Genomic DNA, 21,416 nt, shown 5'->3' on the forward strand with positions numbered 1-21,416 from the left:
GTCACCATGTGTGGAATCGTCGGGGCCGTTGCCGAGCGTAACGTGGAAGGCATTCTTCTCGAGGGGCTGAAGCGCCTCGAGTACCGCGGCTATGACTCCGCCGGCATGGCGGTGCTCTCGCCGGAGGGCACGCTGTCGCGCCGCCGGGCGGTGGGCAAGGTGGCGGCCCTGGCCGAGCGCCTGGCGGCGGAGCCGTTGCCGGGGCGCTGCGGCATTGCCCATACCCGCTGGGCCACCCACGGCCGGCCCAGCGAGGCCAATGCCCACCCCCACCAGTCCGGCGAGCGCCTGGCGGTGGTGCACAACGGCATCATCGAGAACCACGAGGCCCTGCGCCAGGAGCTCAAGGCGGCGGGCTATGTCTTCACCTCCGAGACCGATACCGAAGTGGTGGCCCACCTGCTGGAGCGCGAGAGCCGCGAGGCGGGCGACCTGCTGGCCGCGGTGCGCCGCGTGCTGGCCCGACTCGAGGGCGCCTATGCGCTGGGCGTGGTCAGCGCGGCCGAGCCCGATGTGATCGTCGGCGCCCGCAAGGGCAGCCCGCTGGTGGTGGGGGTGGGCATCGGCGAGGCCTTCCTGGGCTCGGACCCCCTGGCCCTGCTGCAGGTCACCGACCGCTTCATCTACCTGGAGGAGGGTGACATGGTGCGCCTCTCCGCGGGCGGTCGCATCGAGGTCTTCGATGCCGCAGGTGGACCCGTGGAGCGCGAGGTGCAGACCTTCGAGCACGGTGACGGGGCCGCCAGCAAGGGCGAGTACCGCCACTTCATGCTCAAGGAGATCCATGAGCAGCCGGCGGTGATCGCCGCGGCGCTCGAGGGCCGCCTGGGCGAGCGCTCGGTGCTGGTGGAGAGCTTCGGCCCCGACGCCGAGGCGCTGTTCGGCCGCGTCCGCCAGATCCATATCGTCGCCTGCGGCACCAGCTACCACGCCGGGATGGTGGCCCGCTACTGGCTGGAGCGCTTCGCCGGGGTGCCGGTGCAGGTGGAGGTGGCCTCGGAGTACCGCTATCGCCAGGTGGTGGTGCCCGAGGGCACCCTCTTCGTCACCCTCTCCCAGTCCGGCGAGACCGCCGACACCCTGGCGGCGCTGCGCTTCGCCAGGGAGCGCGGCTACCTGGCCAGCCTGGCGATCTGCAACGTGCCGGGCAGCTCCCTGGTGCGCGAGTCGGACCTGACCCTGATGACCCAGGCCGGCCCCGAGATCGGCGTGGCCTCCACCAAGGCCTTCACCACCCAGCTCACCGCGCTGATGCTCTTCACCCTGGCGCTGGGGCGGGTCAAGGGGCTCGACGAGGCCACCCAGGCCGAGCTGGTGACGGCCCTGCGCGGCCTGCCGCGACTGGTGGAGCGGGTGCTGGCGCTGGATACCGAGATCGAGGCGCTCTCCATGGCCTTCGCCGAGAAGCAGCATGCGCTCTTCCTGGGCCGCGGGGCGCACTTCCCGATCGCCCTGGAGGGCGCGCTCAAGCTCAAGGAGATCTCCTACATCCACGCCGAGGCCTACCCGGCCGGGGAGCTCAAGCACGGTCCCCTGGCGCTGGTGGACAGCGAGATGCCGGTCATCTCGGTGGCCCCCAACGACGAGCTGCTCGACAAGCTCAAGTCGAACCTCCAGGAGGTGCGTGCCCGGGGCGGCGAGCTCTTCGTGTTCGCCGACGAGGGGGTGGCGCTGGCCGAGGAGGAGGGGATCCGGGTGCTGCGCCTGCCCCATGTGCACGAGGCCCTCGCGCCGATTCTCTACACCCTGCCGCTGCAGCTGCTCAGCTACCACGTGGCGGTGCTCAAGGGTACCGACGTCGACCAGCCGCGCAACCTGGCCAAGAGCGTGACGGTGGAGTGACCCCGGTCGTGGCGCCGCCGCGCCTCTACCTGGGGCTGCCCATGTGGGCCAACCCGGAGTGGCGCGGCACCCTCTATCCGCCCCATGGCGGCGGGCTTGCAGAGTATGCCCGGGTGTTCGGCACGGTGGAAGGCAACACCACCTTCTACAGCGGGGGCCCCCGGGCGGAGACCGTGGCGGCCTGGGCGCGCCAGGCGCCGCCGGGGTTCCGCTTCTGCTTCAAGCTGCCGGGGGCGCTCACCCACGAGCGCCGCCTGGTCGGCATCGAGACGGAGCTGGAGGGCTTTCTCGAGGCGCTCTCGCCCCTGCATGACCGGCTCGGCCCCATGATGGTCCAGCTGCCCCGCGACTTCGGCGTGGAGGAGCTCCCCCGACTGGAGGCCCTGCTCTCCCGCTGGCCGGCGCAGATCCCCTGCGCGGTGGAGGTGCGCCACCCCGAGTTTTTCCACAAGGGGCCCGCCGAGGTCGCTCTCAACAGGTTGTTGATAAGTCACGGCGTCGACCGGGTGATGCTCGATGTGAGGCCGCTCTTCTCGACGCCGGCCAGCGGCCATCCCGGACTGCGGAAGGCTCAGGGAGAAAAGCCGAAACGCCCTTTACACGTGCTTTCCACGGGGGAGCGCCCCCTGGTGCGCTTCATCGGCCACCTGGACATGGCCATCAACGAAGGCTACTTCGAGGCCTGGATTCCGCGCCTCGCCCTGTGGATAAAACAGGGGAAAACCCCTTGGCTGATGGTGCATACCCCGGACAATCGCCAGGCGCCGGAGCTGGCGCGAAGGCTGCATGCGCGGCTCGCCGAGGCGTGCTCCCTGCCCCCGCTCGGGGCCTTCCCGGGCGAGGCCCAGGCGGCGCTGTTCTGAGCCGGAGCCGACCCGCCTCGGGAAAATGATCCCGGAGGACGGCAGCCGCTGGCCATCGAGCGTTTGATCGGATAGTTTTATCCCCCTGTGCGGCATACCCCATGGATATTGACCGGATCTTGCCCATAAAGGCGTGATTCCTGCCGGTATCGGCCGCACGGTGCCTGCCCTTCCCGGAGCAACAACCTGCCGGGCGGAGGCGGGCGGCACGGCAGTGATCCTGCCTGGATCCTGTCATGCTCTGGAAGACGCCGTGCGACCCATGGCGTCCTGGACGTGGCAATGACAAGCACAAGCCGTCATCGCGCCAGACCGGCCGATGGCGACACGTACACTCAGGGTAAATCATGTCTAAACTCGTGCATGCGCAGTGGTCATCGAAGATGACCTTCGTGCTCGCCGCCGCGGGCTCCGCGGTGGGACTGGGCAACATCTGGCGGTTTTCCTACATGGTGGGCGACAGCGGGGGCGCGGCCTTCGTGCTCATCTACCTGGCCTGCGTGGCCCTGGTGGGCCTGCCGATCCTGGTGGCCGAATGGCTGATCGGCCGGCGCGGCCAGGAGAACCCCATCAACGCCATGGCGGATCTCGCGCGCCGGAACGGACGCCTGCCGGCCTGGGCGGTGGTCGGTGCCAGCGGCGTGCTGGCCGCCTTCCTGATCCTCTCCTTCTATAGCGTGATCGGCGGCTGGTCGCTCTCCTACACCCTGGGTTCCGTCACCGGCCGCTTCACCGGCCAGGATGCCGACGCCATCGGCGCGCTCTTCGGCAGCCTGCTGGGTAGCCCGGGCATGCTGACCCTGTGGCACACCGCCTTCATGGCACTGGTGATCTTCATCGTCGCCCGCGGTGTGACCAAGGGGCTCGAGGGCGCCGTGCGCACCATGATGCCGGGGCTGGTGCTGCTGCTGATCGTGCTGGTCGGCTACGGCATGACCACCGGTCACTTCGGCGAGGCGCTGGCCTTCATGTTCCGCCCCGACTGGAGCGCGGTGACCGGGGGCGTGGTGCTGGCCGCCATGGGGCAGGCCTTCTTCACCCTCTCCCTGGGCATGGGCATCATGATGGCCTACGGCTCCTACCTGGGCGAGGACGTCAACCTGATCGGCACCGCCCGTACGGTGATCATCCTCGACACCGTGATCGCGCTGCTGGCGGGCATGGCGATCTTCCCCATCGTCTTCGCCAACGGCATGAGCCCCGCCGATGGGCCCGGGCTGATCTTCGTCAACCTGCCGGTGGCCTTCGGCAACATGACCGGCGGTGCCATCCTCGGCCTGATGTTCTTCCTGCTGCTCACCTTCGCGGCGCTGACCTCGGCGATCTCGCTGCTGGAGCCGGTGGTGGAGCTGGTGGAGGAGCGCACCCCGCTCTCCCGTGTGGCGGCGACCCTGACGAGCGGCGTGGCGGTATGGGCGCTGGGCATCGCGGCGCTGATGTCGTTCAACGTCTGGGGAGACTTCCTGATCTTCGGCCTGAACATCTTCGACCTGCTGGATACCTTCACCAGCAAGGTGCTGCTGCCCTTGACCGGCCTCGGGGCGATCCTCTTCGTGGCCTGGTGCCTGGAGCGCCAGAGCGTGGCCAGCGAGCTTGGCCTGGCCGGCGGCACGGAGCGGCTATGGCACCTGGTGGCCCGCTATGTGGCGCCCATCGGGGTGATCGTGGTCTTCGTCACCGGCCTGCTCTAGGCGGGACGATCCGAAGAGGGCAGAAAGCCCTGCGAGCCCCGCCCCGGCGGGGCTCGCGTCGTTGTGGGGGTGCCCTGGCCGTTGGGCCGGGGTCAGTGCATCTCGTCGAGCTCGTCTTCCGGCAGCTCGGCGATGTCACGGGACAGCTGCTTGAACTCCTCATGGAGCTCGATGCCCCGCCGGGCCCGCAGGTTGCGCTGGGCGGCGGTGCGGCTGCGCTGCTCGTGCTCGACGACTTCCATGCTCATGAAGATGTCGAGGAGTTCGCTCTTCAGGGAGGTTAACCGTTCGACATTGCGCATGATCGACTCTCCTTGGACACTACGCGGCACTGCAAGTCTTACTATATCTCACTTGACAGAATGATGACGATCAGGGTTTTACGCCACAACGCAGGGTAAACGCTAGCGTTCGGACGGGGTCACCGCTGGCGGCCGGGGCGGCACCGACATCTTGCGCTGCACAACGCCGGCTCCTTGGGCATACTGTGTCAAACCCGTTACCCGTATCGTCACTGCCCGGGGCGATACCCCCATTCGAGGAGCTTCCAGTGAGCAGCGCCCTTTTCGATGAGATGAGACGCCGCATGGAGCACTTCCGCCGCTCCGAGCAGAAGGTGGCGCGCTTCGTGCTGCGCAACCCCGAGGAAGTGATCCATATGCGCATCGTCGACCTGGCCACCGAGGCCAAGGTCAGCGAGCCCACGGTGGTGCGCTTCTGCCGCGCCCTGGGCTGCAACGGCTTCCAGGACTTCAAGCTCAAGCTGGCCCAGATGCTGGCCACCGGCAGCCAGTTCGCCCAGTTCTCCATGAACGACAGCGACTCGGTGGCGGAATTCTCCCAGAGCATCTTCGATTCCACCGTGGGCACCCTGCTGTCGGTGCGCGACCGCCTCGACAACGAGGCGCTGAGCCAGGCGATCAACGCCCTGGCCATGGCCAACCGGGTGGAGTTCTACGGCTTCGGCGCCTCCGGCGCAGTGGCCTTCGACGCCCAGCACAAGTTCTTCCGCCTGCAGATCTCCACCGCGGCCTATGCCGACCCGCACATGCAGAACATGTCGGCGGTGACCCTCAAGGAGGGCGACGTGGTGGTGGCGATCTCCCAGACCGGCCGTACCCGGGCGCTGGTGGCCAGCGTGCGCCTGGCCAGGGAGGCCGGCGCCACGGTGATCGGGCTCTGCCCCAGCGGCTCGCCGCTGGCCGAGGAGGTCACCCTGCCGCTCTATATCGACGTCCACGAGGACACCGAGATCTACACTCCCATGAGCTCGCGCATCGCCCACCTGGTGCTGGTCGACGTGCTGGCGGTGGGCGTGGCCAAGACCCGCGGTCCCAAGCTGGCCGAGCAGCTCAAGTCGGTGAAGAAAAGCTTGATTCCGCTGCGCTACCCCGAGGAAGAGGCCTAGGCAAAACCAGGCGCGGCGAGGGCAGGCCGAGGAGGAGAGGCGGGCAATATGCTAAGCTGATCGCCCATTTTCCGAGCAGCGATGCCCTCTCCATGGACGACGTCACGGCGATCCTCGACCACCTCAACACCGCCCAGCGCGAGGCGGTCAGTGCCCCCCAGGGCAACATGCTGGTGCTGGCCGGTGCCGGCTCCGGCAAGACCCGGGTGCTGGTCCACCGCATCGCCTGGCTGATGCAGGCCGAGGGGCTCTCCCCCTATGCCGTGCTCGCCGTGACCTTTACCAACAAGGCGGCCCGCGAGATGCGCACCCGCCTGGAGGCGCTGCTCGGGCTCTCCCTGCGCCACGTCTGGGTGGGCACCTTCCACTCCACGGCCCACCGCCTGCTGCGCACCCACTGGCAGGATGCCCGGCTGCCCCAGCACTTCCAGATCATCGATTCCGATGACCAGCTGCGCCTGATCAAGCGGCTGATCAAGGAGCACGAGATCGATGACGAGCGCTTCCCGCCGCGCCAGGTGCAGAGCTTCATCTCGGGCTGCAAGGAGGAAGGGCTGCGCCCCCACCAGGTCGACGTCCATGGCGACGCCTACCTGGGGCAGATGGTGGAGCTCTACGAGCGTTACCAGCTCACCTGCGAGCGCGGCGGCCTGGTGGACTTCGGCGAGCTCCTGCTGCGCAGCCTCGAACTCCTGCGCGACAACCCCGCCCTGCTGACCCACTACCAGGAGCGCTTCGCCCACGTGCTGGTGGATGAGTTCCAGGACACCAACACCCTGCAGTACGCCTGGCTGAAGCTGCTCACCGGCATGCGCACGCCGATGACCGTGGTGGGCGACGACGACCAGTCCATCTACGGCTGGCGCGGCGCCCGGGTGGAGAACATCCGCCGCTTCGAGCAGGAGTTCCCGGAGACGAAGACGGTGCGCCTGGAGCAGAACTACCGCTCCACCAGCGCCATCCTCGAGGCCGCCAACGCCCTGATCAGCCACAACACCGAGCGCATGGGCAAGGAGCTGTGGACCGACGGCGCCCGCGGCGAGCCCATCTCCGTCTATGCGGGCTTCAACGACCTGGACGAGTCCCGCTTCATCGTCGACACCATCCGCGAGAAGGTCGACGAGGGCTTCCATCGCCGCGAGATCGCCATCCTCTACCGCTCCAACGCCCAGTCCCGGGTGATCGAGGAGACCCTGATCCGCCAGGGCGTGCCCTACCGCATCTACGGCGGGCACCGCTTCTACGAGCGCCTGGAGATCAAGAACGCCCTGGCCTACCTGCGCCTGCTGCTCAACCGCGACGACGACGCCTCCCTGGAGCGGGTGATCAACGTGCCGGCCCGGGGCATCGGCACCCGCACCGTGGAGCTTCTGCGCACCCGGGCCCGGGAGAGCGGCGTCTCGCTGTGGCAGGCGCTGCATGACGGCGTGAGCGACGGCACCCTCAAGGGGCGCGCCGGCAGCGTCGTGCAGGCCTTCGCCGAGCTGATCGAGCGGCTCGACGACGAGACCGCGGGGCTGGCGCTGCACGAGATCATCGATCACGTCATCGAGCGCTCGGGGCTGGTGGAGCACCACCGCAGCGAGAAGGGCGAGAAGGGCCAGGCCCGGGTCGAGAATCTGGAGGAGCTGGTCAACGCCGCCCGCGCCTTCACCCAGGGCGAGTCCTTCGATCCCCCCGAGGCCGGCGAGGGAGCCGTGGCGCTGGAGGCCTTCCTCTCCGAGGCGGCGCTGAATGCCGGCGAGCACGAGGCGGACGAGTTCGAGGACAGCGTCCAGCTGATGACTCTGCACTCCGCCAAGGGGCTGGAGTTCCCGGTGGTCTTCATGGCCGGCGTGGAGGAGGGGCTCTTCCCCCACCGCATGTCGGCGGAGGAGCCGGGGCGCCTGGAGGAGGAGCGCCGGCTCTGCTACGTGGGCCTGACCCGCGCCATGAAGAAGCTCTACCTGACCCACGCCGAGATCCGCCGCCTGCACGGCAAGGAGACCTTCCAGCGGGCCTCGCGCTTCCTGCGCGAGCTCCCCGAGCAGTACCTGGAGGAGGTGCGCCTGCGCGGCCAGATCAGCCGGCCGGTGACCACCTCGCGCCCCTCGGGGCTGCGCCAGACCGAGGTGAATGGCGGCGCCGACCTGCCGAGTCTCTCGCTGGGCCAGCGGGTCCACCACCCGGTGTTCGGCGAGGGGGTGATCCTCAACGCCGAGGGGCAGGGCGAGCGCGCCCGGGTGCATGTCAGCTTCGAGGGCGAGGGCGACAAGTGGCTGGTGCTGGGCTTCGCCAAGCTGACGCCGCTCTGAGGGTCGTTGACGATAACGTCAACGTCGCGGTCTTGTGGCCCAATTCGGCCTTGGCGCATACTCGCTGGCGGACACCACCGCGCGTCATCACGCCGCGCGGCCCGATATAACAAGCCTTTCGGAGTCATGCCCTCATGCAACGCCGCAACTTCCTGAAGACCCTCGGTGCCGGCGCCGCCGGCGTCGCCGCCGCCCCCTTCGTGGCCACCACCGCCAAGGCCCAGGAGACCATCACCTGGGACATGGTCACCTCCTGGCCGCGCAACTTTCCGGCGCTCGGCACCGGAGCCAACGAGTTCGCCCAGCGCGTCGAGGCGCTCTCCGGCGGGCGCATGCGCATCCGCGTGCACGGTGCCGGCGAGCTGGTGCCCGCCATGGAGGTCTTCGATGCCGTGGCCGCCGGCACCGCCGAGATGGGTCACTCCGCCGCCTACTACTGGCGCGGCAAGGTCGCGGCCTCCCAGTTCTTCACCGCGGTGCCCTTCGGCATGAACACCACCGAGACCAACGCCTGGCTCTACCACGGTGGCGGCCAGGAGCTGTGGGACGAGATCTACGCCAAGCACAACCTCAAGCCCTTCGCGGTGGGCAACACCGGTACCCAGATGGCGGGCTGGTTCAAGAAGGAGATCAACTCCCTCTCGGACATGCAGGGCATTCGCCTGCGCCTGCCGGGCCTGGCCGGGGAGGCGATGAACCGCATCGGCGTCACCACCGTCAACATGCCGGCCTCCGAGATCTTCACCTCCCTGCAGACCGGCGTGCTGGACGCCGCCGACTGGGTCGGCCCCTACAACGACATGGCCCTGGGCCTCTATCAGGTGGCCGACTACTACTACACCTCGGTGTGGAACGAGCCCAGCGCGGTGCTCGAGGGGACCGTCAACCTGGATGCCTGGAACGCCCTGCCCGACGACCTCAAGGCGGTGGTGCGCGAGGCGGCCAAGGCCTCCAACCTGGCGATGATCAGCGAGTTCGCCTACCGCAACGCCCAGGCCCTCGAGACCCTGGTCGACGAGCACGGCGTGCAGCTGCGCACCTTCCCGGAGGATGTCATGCAGGCGCTCTATGATGCCTCCATGGAGGTGGTCCAAGCCCAGGTCGACAGCGATCCGGATTCGAAGAAGGTCTACGACTCCTACGTGGCCTTCCAGCAGCTGGTACGGCCGTTCAGCGACGTCGGCGAGTACTCCTACCTGAAGGGGCGCGAGGCCGTCGGCGCCTGATACCGCGCGTGCGGAATCGCTATCGGGGGCGCCACTTGGCGCCCCCGATGCGTTGCGGCTGATCGGCGAGAAGAGATGGCCTACTGGTGCACGGCGCGGATGCGGCCCTTGTCGTCCAGGGCCACCATCACGAAGGTCGCCTCGGTCACCTTGTGCAGCTCCTTGGAGTCACGCTCCTGGGGCTGGCGGATCCACACCTCCACGTCGATGCGGATCGAGCTGTGGCCGATCTCGCAGACGGTGGTGTAGATGTTGACCATGGAGCCCACGCGCACCGGGCAGAGGAAGTCCATGGCCTCGATGGCCACGGTGGCGGTGCGGCCATGGGCCTCGCGACCGGCGGCCAGCTCGGCGGCCTGGTCCATGTGGGCCACCAGCCAGCCGCCGGCGATGTCGCCATGCAGATTGGTGTCCTGACGGCTGGCCAGCAGTTTCAGGGTGAGCTCGCCCCGGGGAGCGGGGATATCGTCGAGGTCTGTCATGAAAATGTCATCATCCTGGCTTGTTATTGTGGCCGTAAGCGACAAGAGGCATACGGATGTCTGAATCGGGGGTCATGGTATATGCAGTCGCCGCCGCCCACCAGCATGGCCCCGTGGCGCGCCGCAGGGGCGGCGGCAGGCGGATGACTTGGCGGCAGCGGGCGGCGATGGGCTGTCTGGCGCTGCTGCTGGTGTGGGCGCCGGGCCTGGCCCAGGCGGATGCCGACGAGGTGGCCGGTACCCTGGGGGCCGTGGGCTCCGATACCCTGGCAGGGCTGATGCTGCACTGGGGGGAGGCCCTGGCCGAGCAGTACCCGGCGGTACGCCTGCAGCTGCAGGCCAGCGGTTCGTCCAGCGCTCCCACGGCGCTGATCGCTGGTACCACCCGCCTGGGCCCCATGTCGCGCCCCATGAGCGAGGCCGAGCGGGCGGCCTTCGTGGCGCGCCACGGCTATCCGCCGCTGGAGCTCGAGGTGGCCCGGGATGCCCTGGCGGTGGTGGTGCATCGCCACAATCCGCTGGAGAGCCTGACCCTGGCCGAGCTGGATGCGCTCTTTTCGGACACCCTGCGCTGCGGTGGCGAGGCCCCCATCGAGCGCTGGTCACAGCTCGGCAGCGGCCTGCCCGAAGGGCGCGTGCGGCTGCATGGCCGCAACGTGGCCTCCGGCACCCATGACCTCTTTCGCCTGCGCGGCCTGTGCGGGGGGCGCTTTCGGCTCGACGTCAACGAGCATCCCGGCTCGGCCGCGGTGGTGGCGGCGGTAGCGGCGGAGCCCGGCGCCATCGGCTATGCCGGGCTCAACCACCTGACGCCGGCGGTGCGCGCCGTTGCCCGGCGCGACAGCGAGAGCGGCGAGCTCCACCCGCCCAGCGCCATGATGGTGAGCCGCGGCGACTATCCGCTTTCGCGCAGCCTCTATGTCTATGTCAACCGGCCGCCGGGGGCGACCCTGCCCGGGCCCGAGCGCGCCTTCCTCGAGCTGGTGCTCTCCGACGCCGGCCAGGCGGTGGTGAAAGAGCTCGGCTTCGTGCCCCTGACCCCGGCCGAGCGTGAGCGCCAGAGGCGCCGTCTCGAGGGCCATGGAGGCCGCTGAGGCTGTCACCCAACTGTCATCAGGATGTCGTAAAGTGTTGTCATCACCCTTGCCGATGATCGACCGGGAGCGGCCATGATCGACCCTTTGCCGCCCAGGGCCCAGCCGCGCCACCAGTGGTGGCGGCGCCTGCGGGACCGCCTGGCGACCCTGCTGATCACGGCCGGCGGCATCGGCGTGGTGGCGGCGGTGCTCGCCATCGGCCTCTTCCTGGCCCTGGAGGTGGCGCCGCTGTTTCTCGAGGCGGACTCGGGCGTCGGCTGGCGCGAGCTGTGGCAGCCCCGCTGGCAGCCCGGCACCCTGCCCGGGGAGTCCCCCCTGTTTGGCCTGCAGCCGCTGGCCTGGGGCACCCTCAAGGCGGCCTTCTGGGCGCTGCTGTTCGCCGTGCCGCTGGCGCTGGGCGCGGCCATCCACTCGGCCCTCTACATGCCGCCGCGGCTGCGCAGCCGCCTCAAGCCGACCCTGGAGTTGATGGAGGCGATGCCCGGCGTGGTGGTCGGCTTCGTTGCCGGCCTGGTACTGGCGCCCTGGGTGGAGCGCCACCTGGCCGGCGCCCTGGCGCTGGTGGCGGTGCTGCCGGGGGGGCTGCTGCTCGCCGGCCTGGCCTGGACACGCCTGCCGGCGCCCTGGCGGCGTCGGCTTCCCCAGGGCTGGGCCGGGCTGTGGCTGATCCCCTGGCTGGCGCTGCTGGCGGGTCTGGCGCTGTGGCTCTCGCCCTGGCTCGAGTCGCTGCTGTTCGGCGGTGACCTGCGCGGCTGGCTGGAGGCGCACTTCGGGCTCGGCTATGCCTCGCGCAACGCGCTGATCGTCGGCCTGGCCATGGGCTTCGCGGTCATTCCCGGCATCTATGCCCTGGCCGAGGATGCACTCTCCGGGGTGCCGGCGAGCCTGGGCGAGGGCGCCCAGGCGCTGGGCGCGACCCGCTGGCAGAGCCTGTGGAAGGTGGTGCTGCCTGCGGCGGCCCCCGGGGTGTTCAGCGCGGTGATGATCGGCGCCGGCCGCGCCGTGGGCGAGACCATGATCGTGCTGATGGCCAGCGGCAACACCGCGCTGATGACCCTGAGCCCCCTGGAGGGGATGCGTTCCCTGGCCGCCACCATCGCCATCGAGCTGCCCGAGGCGGTGCCGGGCGGGGTCCACTACCGGCTGCTGTTCCTGGCGGCGCTGGCGCTGTTCGTGTTCACCTTCCTGGTCAATACCCTGGCGGAGCTGGTGCGCGCCCGGCTGCGCCGCCGCTACCGCCGCCTGGGGGGACTGTCATGATCGGCCCCGGGCGCGCTCGGCTGCCCCGCGGCGAGGGGCCCTGGCCGTGGCTGGCCGCCGGCAGCGTGGCGCTGTCGCTGCTGCTGCTGGCCGGGCTCCTGACCCTGCTGGCGGTGCGGGGGATGGGGCACTTCTGGCCGTCGCCCCTCACCCTGGTGACCCTGGAGGATGGCCGCCAGCTGGCCGGCCAGGCGGTGCGCGAGGAGCGCCTGCCAGGCGGCGAGAAGCGCGAGCGCCTCTACCGCACGGCCAATCGCGACCTGGACGGCGCGATCTGGCGCTGGGTGGCCGTGGACGAGATCGCCGAGGAGAGCCGCCCCCGGGACCTGGTGGTGCTGGAGCGTACCCGCTGGGGCACCTTCCAGGGGCGCCTGTTGGCCCTCGAGAGTGCCGCAGGGCGCGTCGAGGGGGAGGCCGCCTGGGCGGCCCTGCAGGTGCGCCTGCAGGAGCTCGCGGCCCTGAGGGCGGAGCGTGATCGCCTGCGCGACGAGGTGGTACCCCTGGCACGGCGGCTGGACCGGGATCCCGAGGCCGACAGCCAGCTGGCCCGGGCCAATGCGCGCATCCGGGTGCTTCAGGCGCGCATGGGGGGGACTCGCCTGGTGCTGGAGAGCGTCGACGGGCGTCGCCTCGAGCAGCCGCTGGAGCAGGTGCTGCGCGCCTGGCGGCCCAACGCCATGTCGACGCCCCAGAAGCTGGCCGCCTGGGGGCAGGGCGTGTGGCGCTTCCTCGCCGAGGGGCCCCGCGCCGCCAACACAGCCGGCGGGGTGTGGCCGGCGATCTTCGGTACCGTGCTGATGGTGCTGCTGATGTCGGTGGTGGTGACCCCCTTCGGCGTGCTGGCGGCCATCTACCTCAACGAGGTCGCCCATCAGGGGCGCTTCACCCGGCTGGTGCGCATCGCGGTGCGCAACCTGGCCGGGGTGCCCTCCATCGTCTATGGGGTGTTCGGGCTTGGGGTCTTCGTCTACGGCATCGGCGGCACCCTGGACGAGTGGTTCTTCGCCGATCAGCTGCCCTCGCCCACCTTCGGCACCGGCGGCCTGCTGTGGGCCTCGCTGACCCTGGCGCTGCTGACCCTGCCGGTGGTGATCGTGGCCACCGAGGAGGGGCTGGCGCGGGTGCCGGACCATCAGCGCGAAGGCGCCCTGGCGCTGGGCGCCACCCGGGTGGAGATGCTGACCCGGGTGATCCTGCCGATGACCGCCCCGGCCATGCTCACCGGGGTGATCCTGGCCGTGGCCCGGGCCGCCGGCGAGGTGGCGCCGCTGATGCTGGTGGGGGTCGCCAAGCTGGCGCCCCAGGTGCCGGTGGACGGTGACTTCCCCTTCCTGCATCTTGAGCGGAAGTTCATGCATCTGGGCTACCACATCTACGACGTGGCCTTCCACGGCGGCGATGTCCAGGCGGCGCTGCCGCTGGTCTACGCCACCGCGCTGCTGCTGGTGCTGGTGATCCTGGTGCTTAACCTGACTGCAATATTCCTGCGCCATCATCTGAGAGCGCGTCACGGGGCCCTGCCGCGCCGCTAGCGGCAGCGCCCGAGGAGTGAGGAACCCGATGTCCGTCTTCCCGTCGTCACGGTCCGCTGCCGGCGGCCCGATCATCGACTTCGACCCGGCCGCCTGCTGCCTGGAGATCGAGGGGCTGAGCCTGGCCTACGGGGAGACGCCGGCGCTGCGCGAGCTCTCGCTGCGCGTGCCGCGCCAGCGGGTCACCGCCTTCATCGGGCCCTCGGGGTGCGGGAAGTCGACGCTGCTGCGGGCCCTGAACAGGCTGCATGACCTCAACGACGAGGTGCACCTGAGCGGGACGATTCGCCTCGAGGGGCAGGATATTCATGCCCCCGAGGTGGAGGTGGCGGAGCTGCGCCGGCGGGTGGGGATGGTCTTCCAGGCGCCCAACCCCTTCCCGATGTCGATCTACGACAACGTGGCCTTCGGGCTGCGGCTGCAGGGGGGGATCCGCAAACGCCAGCTGGACGACATCGTCGAGTGGGCGCTGCAATCGGCGGCGCTGTGGGATGAGGTGAAGGATCGCCTGAGGAGTTCGGCCTGGGCGCTCTCCGGCGGCCAGCAGCAGCGCCTGGTGATCGCCCGCACCCTGGCGGTGCGCCCCGAGGTGCTGCTGCTCGACGAGCCGGCCTCGGCGCTGGATCCGATCTCGACGCTGAAGATCGAGGAGCTGATCCGCAACCTTAAGTCGCAGCTGACCCTGGTGCTGGTCACCCACAACATGCAGCAGGCGGCGCGGGTCTCCGACTACACCGCCTTCCTGCAGGAGGGCGAGCTGGTGGAGTACGGCCCCACCGACAGGCTCTTCACCAATCCGCGCCTCGTGCGCACCGAGAACTACATCACCGGGCGCATGGCCTGACGGCCGGCCCCAAGGAGAGTCCCATGGACATCACCAGCGATATCCACAGCCGCCACATCTCGCGGCAGTTCAACCAGGAGCTCGAGGAGCTCAAGACCCACCTGATGGCCATGGGCGGCCTGGTGGAGAAGCAGATCCAGGAGGCGGTGGCCGCACTGCTCGAGGGGGACTCCGACCTGGCCCGCCGGGTGGTGGAGAACGATCGCGCGGTCAACGACATGCAGATCAAGATCGACGAGGAGTGCACCCAGGTGCTGGCGCGCCGCCAGCCGGCGGCCTCGGACCTGCGCCTGGTGCTGGCGGTGATCCGCGCCGCCTCCGATCTGGAGCGCATCGGCGACGAGGCGAGCAAGATCGCCCGCAACGCCATCGACCTGATCGCCGCCGATAACGGCAGCCGCGGCTTCGTCGAGGTGCGCATGATCAGCGAGCATGTGCGGCGCATGGTGCGCGACGCCCTGACCTCCTTCGCCCGCTTCGATACCGAGCTGGCCCTCAAGCTGGTGCATGAAGACGAGGAAGTCGACAACGAGTACCAGGCGGCCATGCGTTCCCTGATCACCTTCATGATGGAGGACGCCCGCTCGATCACGCCGGTCCTCAACCTGATGTGGATCCTGCGCTCCCTGGAGCGCATCGGCGACCACGCCAACAACCTGGCGGAGTACGTGGTCTACCTGGTCAAGGGGCTGGATATCCGCCACACCGACCCCGACGACCTCGACGAGCAGGCGATTACCCGCAAGGGTTGACCGCGACTCGCGATTGGCCGTCAATGACGCAGGCCACCGCTCCGGCGGTGGCCTGCGTCGCTTCCCATGAAGGAATCACCATGCTCGATGCCGTGACCGCCCTGGCCCGGGGGACCCGCCTGGCCTACTCCCGCGGCCTGCGCCGCTATGTCTTCGTGCCCATTGTCATCAACCTGCTGGTCTACGCCGCCATGCTGCGCTACGTGCTGGCCAACTTCGGCGGCTGGCTGGAGGGCTGGATGGCGCAGGTGCCGGGGTGGCTGGCCTGGCTGGAGTGGCTGATCTGGCCGCTGTTCGTGATCAGCCTGGTGGTGATCGTCTTCTTCACCTTCACCCTGGTGACCCACCTGATCGCGGCCCCCTTCTATGGCTTCCTGGCGGCGAAGGTGGAGCGGGTGGCCACCGGCCGGCCGCCGCTGGACGACCGCGGCCTGGCGAAGACCGCCGTGGATGCCCTGGGGCGGGAACTGGTCAAGCTGGCCTACATCGCGCCGCGGGCCCTGCTGCTCCTGCTGATCAGCTGGGTTCCCGGCGTGAACCTCGCCGCCCCGCTGCTCTGGGCGCTCTTCTCGGCCTGGGTGATGGCGATCGCCTACCTGGACTACCCCATGGACAACAACAAGGTGAGCTTCGCCGACATGCGGCGGCGGCTGGCCGCGCGCTGGTGGTCGAGCCTCACCTACGGCGGCTGCGTGACCCTGGTGACCTGGATCCCGCTGGCCAACCTCTTCCTGCTGCCCGGGGCGGTCTCCGGGGCGGTGCTGATGTGGGTCGACCACTACCGGGACCTGGGGCAGCCCGGGCTGCGCTGACCCCTGCCCCGCGGGGTCGCCCGGCCGTCAGGCCTCCCGGGGTGGAGCGACCAGGCGGGAGGCCGGGAAGCAGCAGCGGAAGCGGGCCCCCTGGCCGGGATAGGAGTCGATCTCCAGGCGCGCCTCGTGGCGCAGCAGCACGTGCTTGACGATGGCCAGGCCCAGCCCGGTGCCGCCGGTGGCGGCGCTGCGCCCCTTGTCGACCCGGTAGAAGCGCTCGGTCAGCCGCGGCAGGTGCACCGGATCGATGCCCTCGCCGTTGTCCTCCACCTCCAGGCAGGCGCCGTCGCCGTGGGGCCGCCAGCGCAGCACGATGCGGCTGCCCTCGGGGGTGTAGCGCACCGCGTTGAAGGCCAGGTTGGAGAGGGCGCTGTGGATCTCCTGCTCGCTGCCGAGCAGTGACCTGGGTTCCACCAGCTCCACCTCGACGGTGTGGCGGCCGGCGGAGAGGGCCGTCGCGTCGCGCTGCACGCTGCCCAGCAGGGCGTCCATGCCCAGCGGGGTGTGGTCCTCGCCGCCGCGGTCGATCTCAAGGCGCGACAGCAGCAGCAGGTCGCTGACCAGGTTCTGCATGCGGCTGGTCTGCTCCTGCATACTGGGCAGCCCCCGGGCGAAGCGCGGCGGCAGCTGGTCGGCGTAGGTGGCGTAGGTCTCCAGGTAGCCGGCCAGCACGGTGAGTGGGGTGCGCAGCTCGTGGGAGACATTGGCCACGAAGTCGCGGCGCATCTCCTCCAGGCGGTGCAGGCGGGTGATGTCGCGGGCCATCAGCAGCCGCTCGTCATCGCCGTAGAGGGTGATCTGGAACTGCAGCACCATCTGCTCGTCGATGGGCGAGGGCAGCGTCAGCGGCTCGCGGTAGTCGCGGGCATGAAAGTAGTCGATGAAGCGCGGATCGCGCAGCAGGTTGGTGATGTGGTGGCCGCGGTCATGGGCGGCGTTGAGCCCCAGCATGCGCTCGGCGGCGCTGTTCCACCACTCCATGTCGCCGTGGCGGTCGAGCATTACCACGCTGTCGCGCATCGCCTCGGAGGACTCCTGGATGCGCTTGATGATCCCGAGCAGCCGCTCCTGGGTGTGGCGCTGCCCCTTCTGGTAGCGGTAGAGACGGTCGAACAGCTCGCCCCACACGCCCGTGGTGGCGGGAGGCTCGGCCTGGGGGGTGAGGGTCAGCCAGCGGTGGAGGCGGTAGAGCTGGCGCAGATGAAAGCCCAGGCAGGCCGCGAGGCCGAGGGCCAGGCCCGCCCAGGCATGGGACAGCAGCCATCCCACCAGCAGGCCGATGCCGGCCAGCAGCAGAAGTCGCCATAGCTCCCGCCTCCAGAGGCCCACGTCAGCCCTTGGCGGAGAACCGGTAGCCGGTGCCGCGCACCGTCTGCACCAGGTGCTGGTGGCGCTCGCCCAGCGCCTTGCGCAGGCGGCGGATATGCACGTCCACGGTGCGCTCCTCCACGTAGACGTTGCCGCCCCACACCTGGTCCAGCAGCTGGCTGCGGGTGTAGGCGCGCTCCTGGTGGGTCATGAAGAACTGCAGCAGGCGATACTCGGTGGGGCCCATCTCCACGGGCCTGCCGCTGGCGCTGACCCGGTGGCTCACCGGATCGAGCAGCAGGCCGTCGACCTCCACGGCCTCCTCGACGCCCTGGGGCGTGGCGCGACGCAGCACCGCCTTGAGGCGGGCCACCAGCTCGCGGGGAGAGAAGGGCTTGGTGATGTAGTCGTCGGCGCCGGCCTCCAGCCCCTGGATCTTGTTGTCCTCCTCGCCCTTGGCGGTGAGCATGATGATCGGCAGTTCGGCGGTGGTCGGCTCGCGCTTGAGGCGGCGGGCCAGCTCGATGCCGCTGGTGCCGGGCATCATCCAGTCCAGCAGCACCAGGTCGGGCTGGTGGTCGACCACCATGGCATGGGCGGCCTGGGCGTTGTCCGCCTCGAGCACGCGGTAGTCGGCCATCTCCAGCGCCACCGCGATCATCTCGCGGATCGGCGCCTCATCATCGACGATCAGAACGGTCTTGGCGGTCATCCGGAAGCCTCGGCACAGTGACGGATCGATGACGATCTCACCATGCCAGTATGACACTCGCGTGACAGGACCGCCCGCCTGTCATGCGCCGGCGGCCGGCCACAGGCTGAGGGCGATGCCGGCGAACACCAGCAGGCCCGACCAGTGGTTGTTGAGGAAGGCCTGGAAGCAGGGATCGCGCTCGCGCTCGCGGATCAGGAACTGCTGGTACACGAAGGTGGCCGCCATGCCGGCCAGGCCCAGCCAGAAGAAGCCGCCGAAGCCCAGACGCAGCCCCGCCCAGGCCAGCAGCAGCAGGGTCAGGCCCTGCAGCAGGCCGATCATCAGCCGGTCGGCGCGGCCGAAGAGCACGGCGGTGGACTTGATGCCGATCTTGAGGTCGTCGTCGCGGTCGACCATGGCGTACTGGGTATCGTAGGCCACGGTCCAGGCGACGTTGGCGGCGAACAGCAGCCAGGCCTCGAAGGGCACATGGCCCAGCACCGCGCCGAAGGCCATGGGGATGGCCCAGGAGAAGGCGGCGCCCAGGAAGAGCTGGGGCAGGTGGGTGTAGCGCTTCATGAAGGGGTAGATGAAGGCCAGCGCCACCCCCACCAAGGAGAGCATCACGGTGAAGAGGTTGGTGAAGAGCACCAGCACGAAGGCGGCCATCACCAGGATCAGGAACAGCGCCTGGGCCTCGCCCTCGCTGATCCGCCCGGTGGCCAGGGGGCGCAGCCGGGTGCGCTTGACGTGGCCGTCGAAGTGGCGGTCGGCGTAGTCGTTGACCACGCAGCCGGCAGCGCGCATCAGGTAGACCCCGGCGATGAAGATCAGCAGCACGCGGCGGCCGGGGGTGCCCTCGGCGGCCACCCACAGCGCCCACAGGGTGGGCCACATCAGCAGCCAGGTGCCGATGGGGCGGTTCAGGCGCATCAGCTGCAGGAAGTCGGGCACCCGGGCGAGGCCCGTGGGGCGCATCAGGGAACGGTCCATCTCTACCTCGTAAGAATGTTCTTTATTGGCAGACGGTGTTAAGCGGCGGGACTGTTCCGGCGACAAGCCTGCGAGGAGGCGCTGTGAATACTTCCTTGTACGCTACCGACGCCATCCCTGGCGTAGGACCTCCTCTTCGGCTTGTCCCCGGCGCCCCGCCCGTCGGCATCGGAGACTGGCCCAGAGCCTAGCGCGAAGGGAGACCGAGGTCATCCGCCATGGCATCCAGGAACCACTCCTGCACCAGCACCCGGAAGTCGCCGCGGCGAAACACCGAGCGGCGCCCCCAGGGCCCCGTGGCGGCGTGGAAGCCGGCGGGGGCGGAGGTCACCTCGATCTCGCCGCGCTCGAGGCCCGGCTGGCGGAACAGCCAGGAGCCCAGCGAGCGCTCGCCCAGGTGGGCCAACTCGTGTTCCGGCAGGCCCGAGAGCGGCGCCACCGAGCGCGCCACCACCCAGGGGTGCTCCCCCAGGCAGAGCGCCACCTCGCGCAGCCAGGCGCGCTGGCCGGGGGCGATGCCCAGCGCCCTGGCCTCGTCGCGGCGGGGCGTGCCGAGGCGCTGGTCGAGCAGCCGGACGCGGAAGGGGCGCGGGGCACCGGCCTCGGTGAGGCGCAGGGTCAGGGAGTCCCGGGAGCCGACCCAGCGGTGCCAGGCGGGGCTCATGGCCGGCCGGGAGGCGGCCAGGGGGATCCAGTGCGCCAGGGCGCAGATGTCGGCAGGTGGCAGGTCGGACACCGTCGGGCTCCGCGTCGCTTCAGGGGCGGCTAGTGTAACATGCGGTGCCATCCCCACCCCTGAGCGAGGAGGCCCATGAGCGCTCCCCTGACCATCATCGGCTCCGGCATGGCCGGCATCGGCCTGCTCCGCCAGCTGCGGGCCCTGGACGCCGAACGCCCCGTGACCCTGATCACCGCTGACGGCGGCGATGACTACGCCAAGCCGCTGCTCTCCACCGGCTTCGCCAAGCGACTGCCGCCGGATCGCCTGGCAGCGCGCAGCGCCCTGCGGGTCGCCGAGGAGCTGAATGCGGTGGTGCGCACCCATACCCGGGTCGAGGCCATCGATACGGCAGCGCGCACCCTGCGGATCGGCGCCGAGCGGCTGCCCTGGGGCGAGCTGGTGCTGGCCACCGGGGCGGCGCCGGCCGTGCCCTTTACGGTGCCCGAGGCCGTGGCCGGGCGGGTCTTCAGCGTCAACGATCTGGACGACTATCGGGTCTTCCACGGGGCGCTCGAGGCGCTGGGTCGGCCGGCGCGGGTGGCGATCATCGGTGCCGGGCTGGTGGGCTGCGAGTTCGCCAACGACCTGCTGGCGGGCGGCCACGAGGTGAGCCTGGTGGCCCCCGAGGCCGCGCCCCTGCCGCGGCTGCTGCCGGTGCCCCTCGGGCGGGCCCTGGGGGAGGCCTTCGAGGAGGCCGGCATGGTACTGGCGCTGGGCACCGGCCTGACGGGCCTGGCGGAGGTCGGGGCGGCCGTGGGGGTCAGCCTGGACGACGGCAGCCGCCTGGTGGCTGACCTGGTGCTGGTGGCTACCGGCCTCAGGCCCCGCACCGCCCTGGCCGAGGCGGCGGGCCTCGCGGTCAGCGCCGCCGGCATCCACACCGACCGCTGCCTGGCCACCTCGGTGCCCGGCATCCACGCCCTGGGCGACGTGGCCTGCGTCGACGGGGTGAATGCCATGTACGTGCAGCCCCTGCAGGCGAGCGCCAAGGCGCTGGCGAGGACCCTGACCGGCACGCCCACCCCGGTCGCCTACGGCCCCTGGCCGGTGGTGGTCAAGACGCCGCTGCTGCCGGTGGTGGCCCTGCCGCCGACCCGCCCGCCGGCGCGCTGGCGCATCGAGGGGGAGGCGGGGGATTTCACCGCCCTGGCGGAATCGGAAGACGGTCGTTTGATCGGATTTGCGTTGACAGGGGCCTGTGTCCGTCGGAAAGTTGAACTGGCGCGGGTTGCGCCGCCGTTGCTAGGCTAGATCTTCGACAGAACAAGACCCCGGCGACAGGCGCCCGGGGAGTATGCCAATACCAGGAGGGCAGTATGCGTAAGCCAGAACTCGCCGCGGCGATTGCCGAGCGTGCCGATCTTTCCAAGGACAAGGCGAGCCAGGTGCTCAACGTGATCCTCGACGAGATCACCGGTAGCGTGGCCCAGGGACAGGATGTGTCGCTGATCGGCTTCGGCACCTTCACCGTGCGTGAGCGTGCGGCGCGCACCGGCAAGAACCCCCAGACCGGCCAGCCGCTGACCATCCCGGCCAGCAAGACGGTGGCCTTCAAGCCGGGCAAGGGCCTCAAGGACGCGGTGGCCAAGTAAGACAC

20 protein-coding genes are annotated in these 21,416 nt (G+C 69.9%); 14 read left to right on the plus strand and 6 right to left on the minus strand.

All coding sequences use genetic code 11. The annotated features are described in order from the left end of the window. Positions 1–6: 6 nt before the first annotated feature. From glmS to HIR79_RS01345, 3 genes are all read left to right on the plus strand, one after another. Positions 7–1,842 carry a glutamine--fructose-6-phosphate transaminase (isomerizing) gene (gene glmS, locus HIR79_RS01335; RefSeq protein WP_169956223.1) on the plus strand — a complete coding sequence of 612 codons (1,836 nt, stop codon included), beginning with the start codon at positions 7–9 and terminating at the stop codon, positions 1,840–1,842. After that, the gene (locus tag HIR79_RS01340; protein WP_502708655.1) at positions 1,839–2,705 is read left to right on the plus strand and encodes a DUF72 domain-containing protein; all 867 of its coding nucleotides are present in this window, start codon (positions 1,839–1,841) and stop codon (positions 2,703–2,705) included. The genes glmS and HIR79_RS01340 overlap by 4 nt, the downstream gene beginning before the upstream one ends. Positions 2,706–3,052: 347 nt before the next feature. Further along, the gene (locus HIR79_RS01345) at positions 3,053–4,396 is read left to right on the plus strand and encodes a sodium-dependent transporter (RefSeq protein ID WP_169956225.1); all 1,344 of its coding nucleotides are present in this window, start codon (positions 3,053–3,055) and stop codon (positions 4,394–4,396) included. A 92-nt stretch (positions 4,397–4,488) separates the two neighbouring features. Here HIR79_RS01345 and HIR79_RS01350 read toward each other — a convergent pair whose 3' ends face one another. Beyond that, entirely contained in the window at positions 4,489–4,698 is a 210-nt protein-coding gene (locus HIR79_RS01350) for a PA3496 family putative envelope integrity protein (RefSeq protein ID WP_110069414.1), read from the minus strand. A 248-nt stretch (positions 4,699–4,946) separates the two neighbouring features. Here HIR79_RS01350 and hexR point away from each other — a divergent pair, with 248 nt between their 5' ends. From hexR to HIR79_RS01365, 3 genes are all read left to right on the plus strand, one after another. Further along, positions 4,947–5,804: a transcriptional regulator HexR gene (hexR, locus tag HIR79_RS01355; protein ID WP_110069415.1), complete on the plus strand. Its 858-nt coding sequence runs from the start codon at positions 4,947–4,949 to the stop codon at positions 5,802–5,804. Positions 5,805–5,896: 92 nt separating this feature from the next. Next, entirely contained in the window at positions 5,897–8,098 is a 2,202-nt protein-coding gene (uvrD, locus tag HIR79_RS01360) for a DNA helicase II (protein WP_110069416.1), read from the plus strand. 134 nt (positions 8,099–8,232) lie between these two features. Beyond that, the gene (locus HIR79_RS01365; RefSeq protein ID WP_119022261.1) at positions 8,233–9,324 is read left to right on the plus strand and encodes a TRAP transporter substrate-binding protein; all 1,092 of its coding nucleotides are present in this window, start codon (positions 8,233–8,235) and stop codon (positions 9,322–9,324) included. A gap of 80 nt (positions 9,325–9,404) precedes the next feature. On the opposite strand, the gene HIR79_RS01370 is transcribed toward HIR79_RS01365, so the two are convergent. Then, on the minus strand, positions 9,405–9,806 hold the full coding sequence (locus tag HIR79_RS01370) for an acyl-CoA thioesterase (RefSeq protein ID WP_119022260.1): 402 nt from the start codon (positions 9,804–9,806) through the stop codon (positions 9,405–9,407). A gap of 143 nt (positions 9,807–9,949) precedes the next feature. Here HIR79_RS01370 and HIR79_RS01375 point away from each other — a divergent pair, with 143 nt between their 5' ends. The 6 genes from HIR79_RS01375 to cysZ all read left to right on the plus strand — a co-directional run bounded on the left by HIR79_RS01375 (position 9,950) and on the right by cysZ (position 16,103). Next, a complete protein-coding gene (locus tag HIR79_RS01375; protein ID WP_240407658.1) occupies positions 9,950–10,900 on the plus strand; it encodes a PstS family phosphate ABC transporter substrate-binding protein in 951 nt (316 codons plus the stop codon). 75 nt (positions 10,901–10,975) lie between these two features. Next, complete coding sequence (locus HIR79_RS01380) at positions 10,976–12,163, plus strand: ABC transporter permease subunit (protein ID WP_169956227.1); 1,188 nt, start codon at positions 10,976–10,978, stop codon at positions 12,161–12,163. Further along, positions 12,160–13,695 carry a phosphate ABC transporter permease PstA gene (pstA, locus tag HIR79_RS01385; protein WP_169956229.1) on the plus strand — a complete coding sequence of 512 codons (1,536 nt, stop codon included), beginning with the start codon at positions 12,160–12,162 and terminating at the stop codon, positions 13,693–13,695. The genes HIR79_RS01380 and pstA overlap by 4 nt, the downstream gene beginning before the upstream one ends. Before the next feature lie 28 nt (positions 13,696–13,723). Then, positions 13,724–14,539, plus strand: coding sequence for a phosphate ABC transporter ATP-binding protein PstB (gene pstB / locus HIR79_RS01390; RefSeq protein ID WP_169956231.1), 816 nt, complete (start codon positions 13,724–13,726; stop codon positions 14,537–14,539). A gap of 23 nt (positions 14,540–14,562) precedes the next feature. Then, positions 14,563–15,291 carry a phosphate signaling complex protein PhoU gene (gene phoU / locus HIR79_RS01395; protein ID WP_169956233.1) on the plus strand — a complete coding sequence of 243 codons (729 nt, stop codon included), beginning with the start codon at positions 14,563–14,565 and terminating at the stop codon, positions 15,289–15,291. Between the two features lie 80 nt (positions 15,292–15,371). Beyond that, positions 15,372–16,103, plus strand: a complete 732-nt coding sequence (cysZ, locus tag HIR79_RS01400; protein WP_169956235.1) for a sulfate transporter CysZ — start codon at positions 15,372–15,374, stop codon at positions 16,101–16,103. A gap of 27 nt (positions 16,104–16,130) precedes the next feature. Here the strand turns inward: cysZ and phoR are convergent, their stop codons facing one another. From phoR to HIR79_RS01420, 4 genes are all read right to left on the minus strand, one after another. Then, complete coding sequence (phoR, locus tag HIR79_RS01405) at positions 16,131–17,432, minus strand: phosphate regulon sensor histidine kinase PhoR (RefSeq protein WP_169956236.1); 1,302 nt, start codon at positions 17,430–17,432, stop codon at positions 16,131–16,133. A gap of 1 nt (position 17,433) precedes the next feature. Continuing rightward, positions 17,434–18,123, minus strand: coding sequence for a phosphate regulon transcriptional regulator PhoB (gene phoB / locus HIR79_RS01410; protein ID WP_110069425.1), 690 nt, complete (start codon positions 18,121–18,123; stop codon positions 17,434–17,436). A gap of 81 nt (positions 18,124–18,204) precedes the next feature. Continuing rightward, a complete protein-coding gene (gene ubiA, locus HIR79_RS01415; RefSeq protein ID WP_169956237.1) occupies positions 18,205–19,098 on the minus strand; it encodes a 4-hydroxybenzoate octaprenyltransferase in 894 nt (297 codons plus the stop codon). Between the two features lie 187 nt (positions 19,099–19,285). Continuing rightward, positions 19,286–19,825 (minus strand): chorismate--pyruvate lyase family protein, encoded by a 540-nt coding sequence (locus HIR79_RS01420; RefSeq protein WP_375153268.1) that lies wholly within the window; start codon positions 19,823–19,825, stop codon positions 19,286–19,288. An 84-nt stretch (positions 19,826–19,909) separates the two neighbouring features. Here HIR79_RS01420 and HIR79_RS01425 point away from each other — a divergent pair, with 84 nt between their 5' ends. After that, entirely contained in the window at positions 19,910–21,070 is a 1,161-nt protein-coding gene (locus tag HIR79_RS01425; RefSeq protein ID WP_169956238.1) for an FAD-dependent oxidoreductase, read from the plus strand. A gap of 65 nt (positions 21,071–21,135) precedes the next feature. Then, the gene (locus tag HIR79_RS01430; protein ID WP_110069428.1) at positions 21,136–21,411 is read left to right on the plus strand and encodes an HU family DNA-binding protein; all 276 of its coding nucleotides are present in this window, start codon (positions 21,136–21,138) and stop codon (positions 21,409–21,411) included. Positions 21,412–21,416: the final 5 nt, after the last annotated feature.

The organism is Halomonas sp. PGE1 (genome assembly GCF_013000985.1).
Lineage (GTDB): Bacteria > Pseudomonadota > Gammaproteobacteria > Pseudomonadales > Halomonadaceae > Halomonas > Halomonas alkalicola.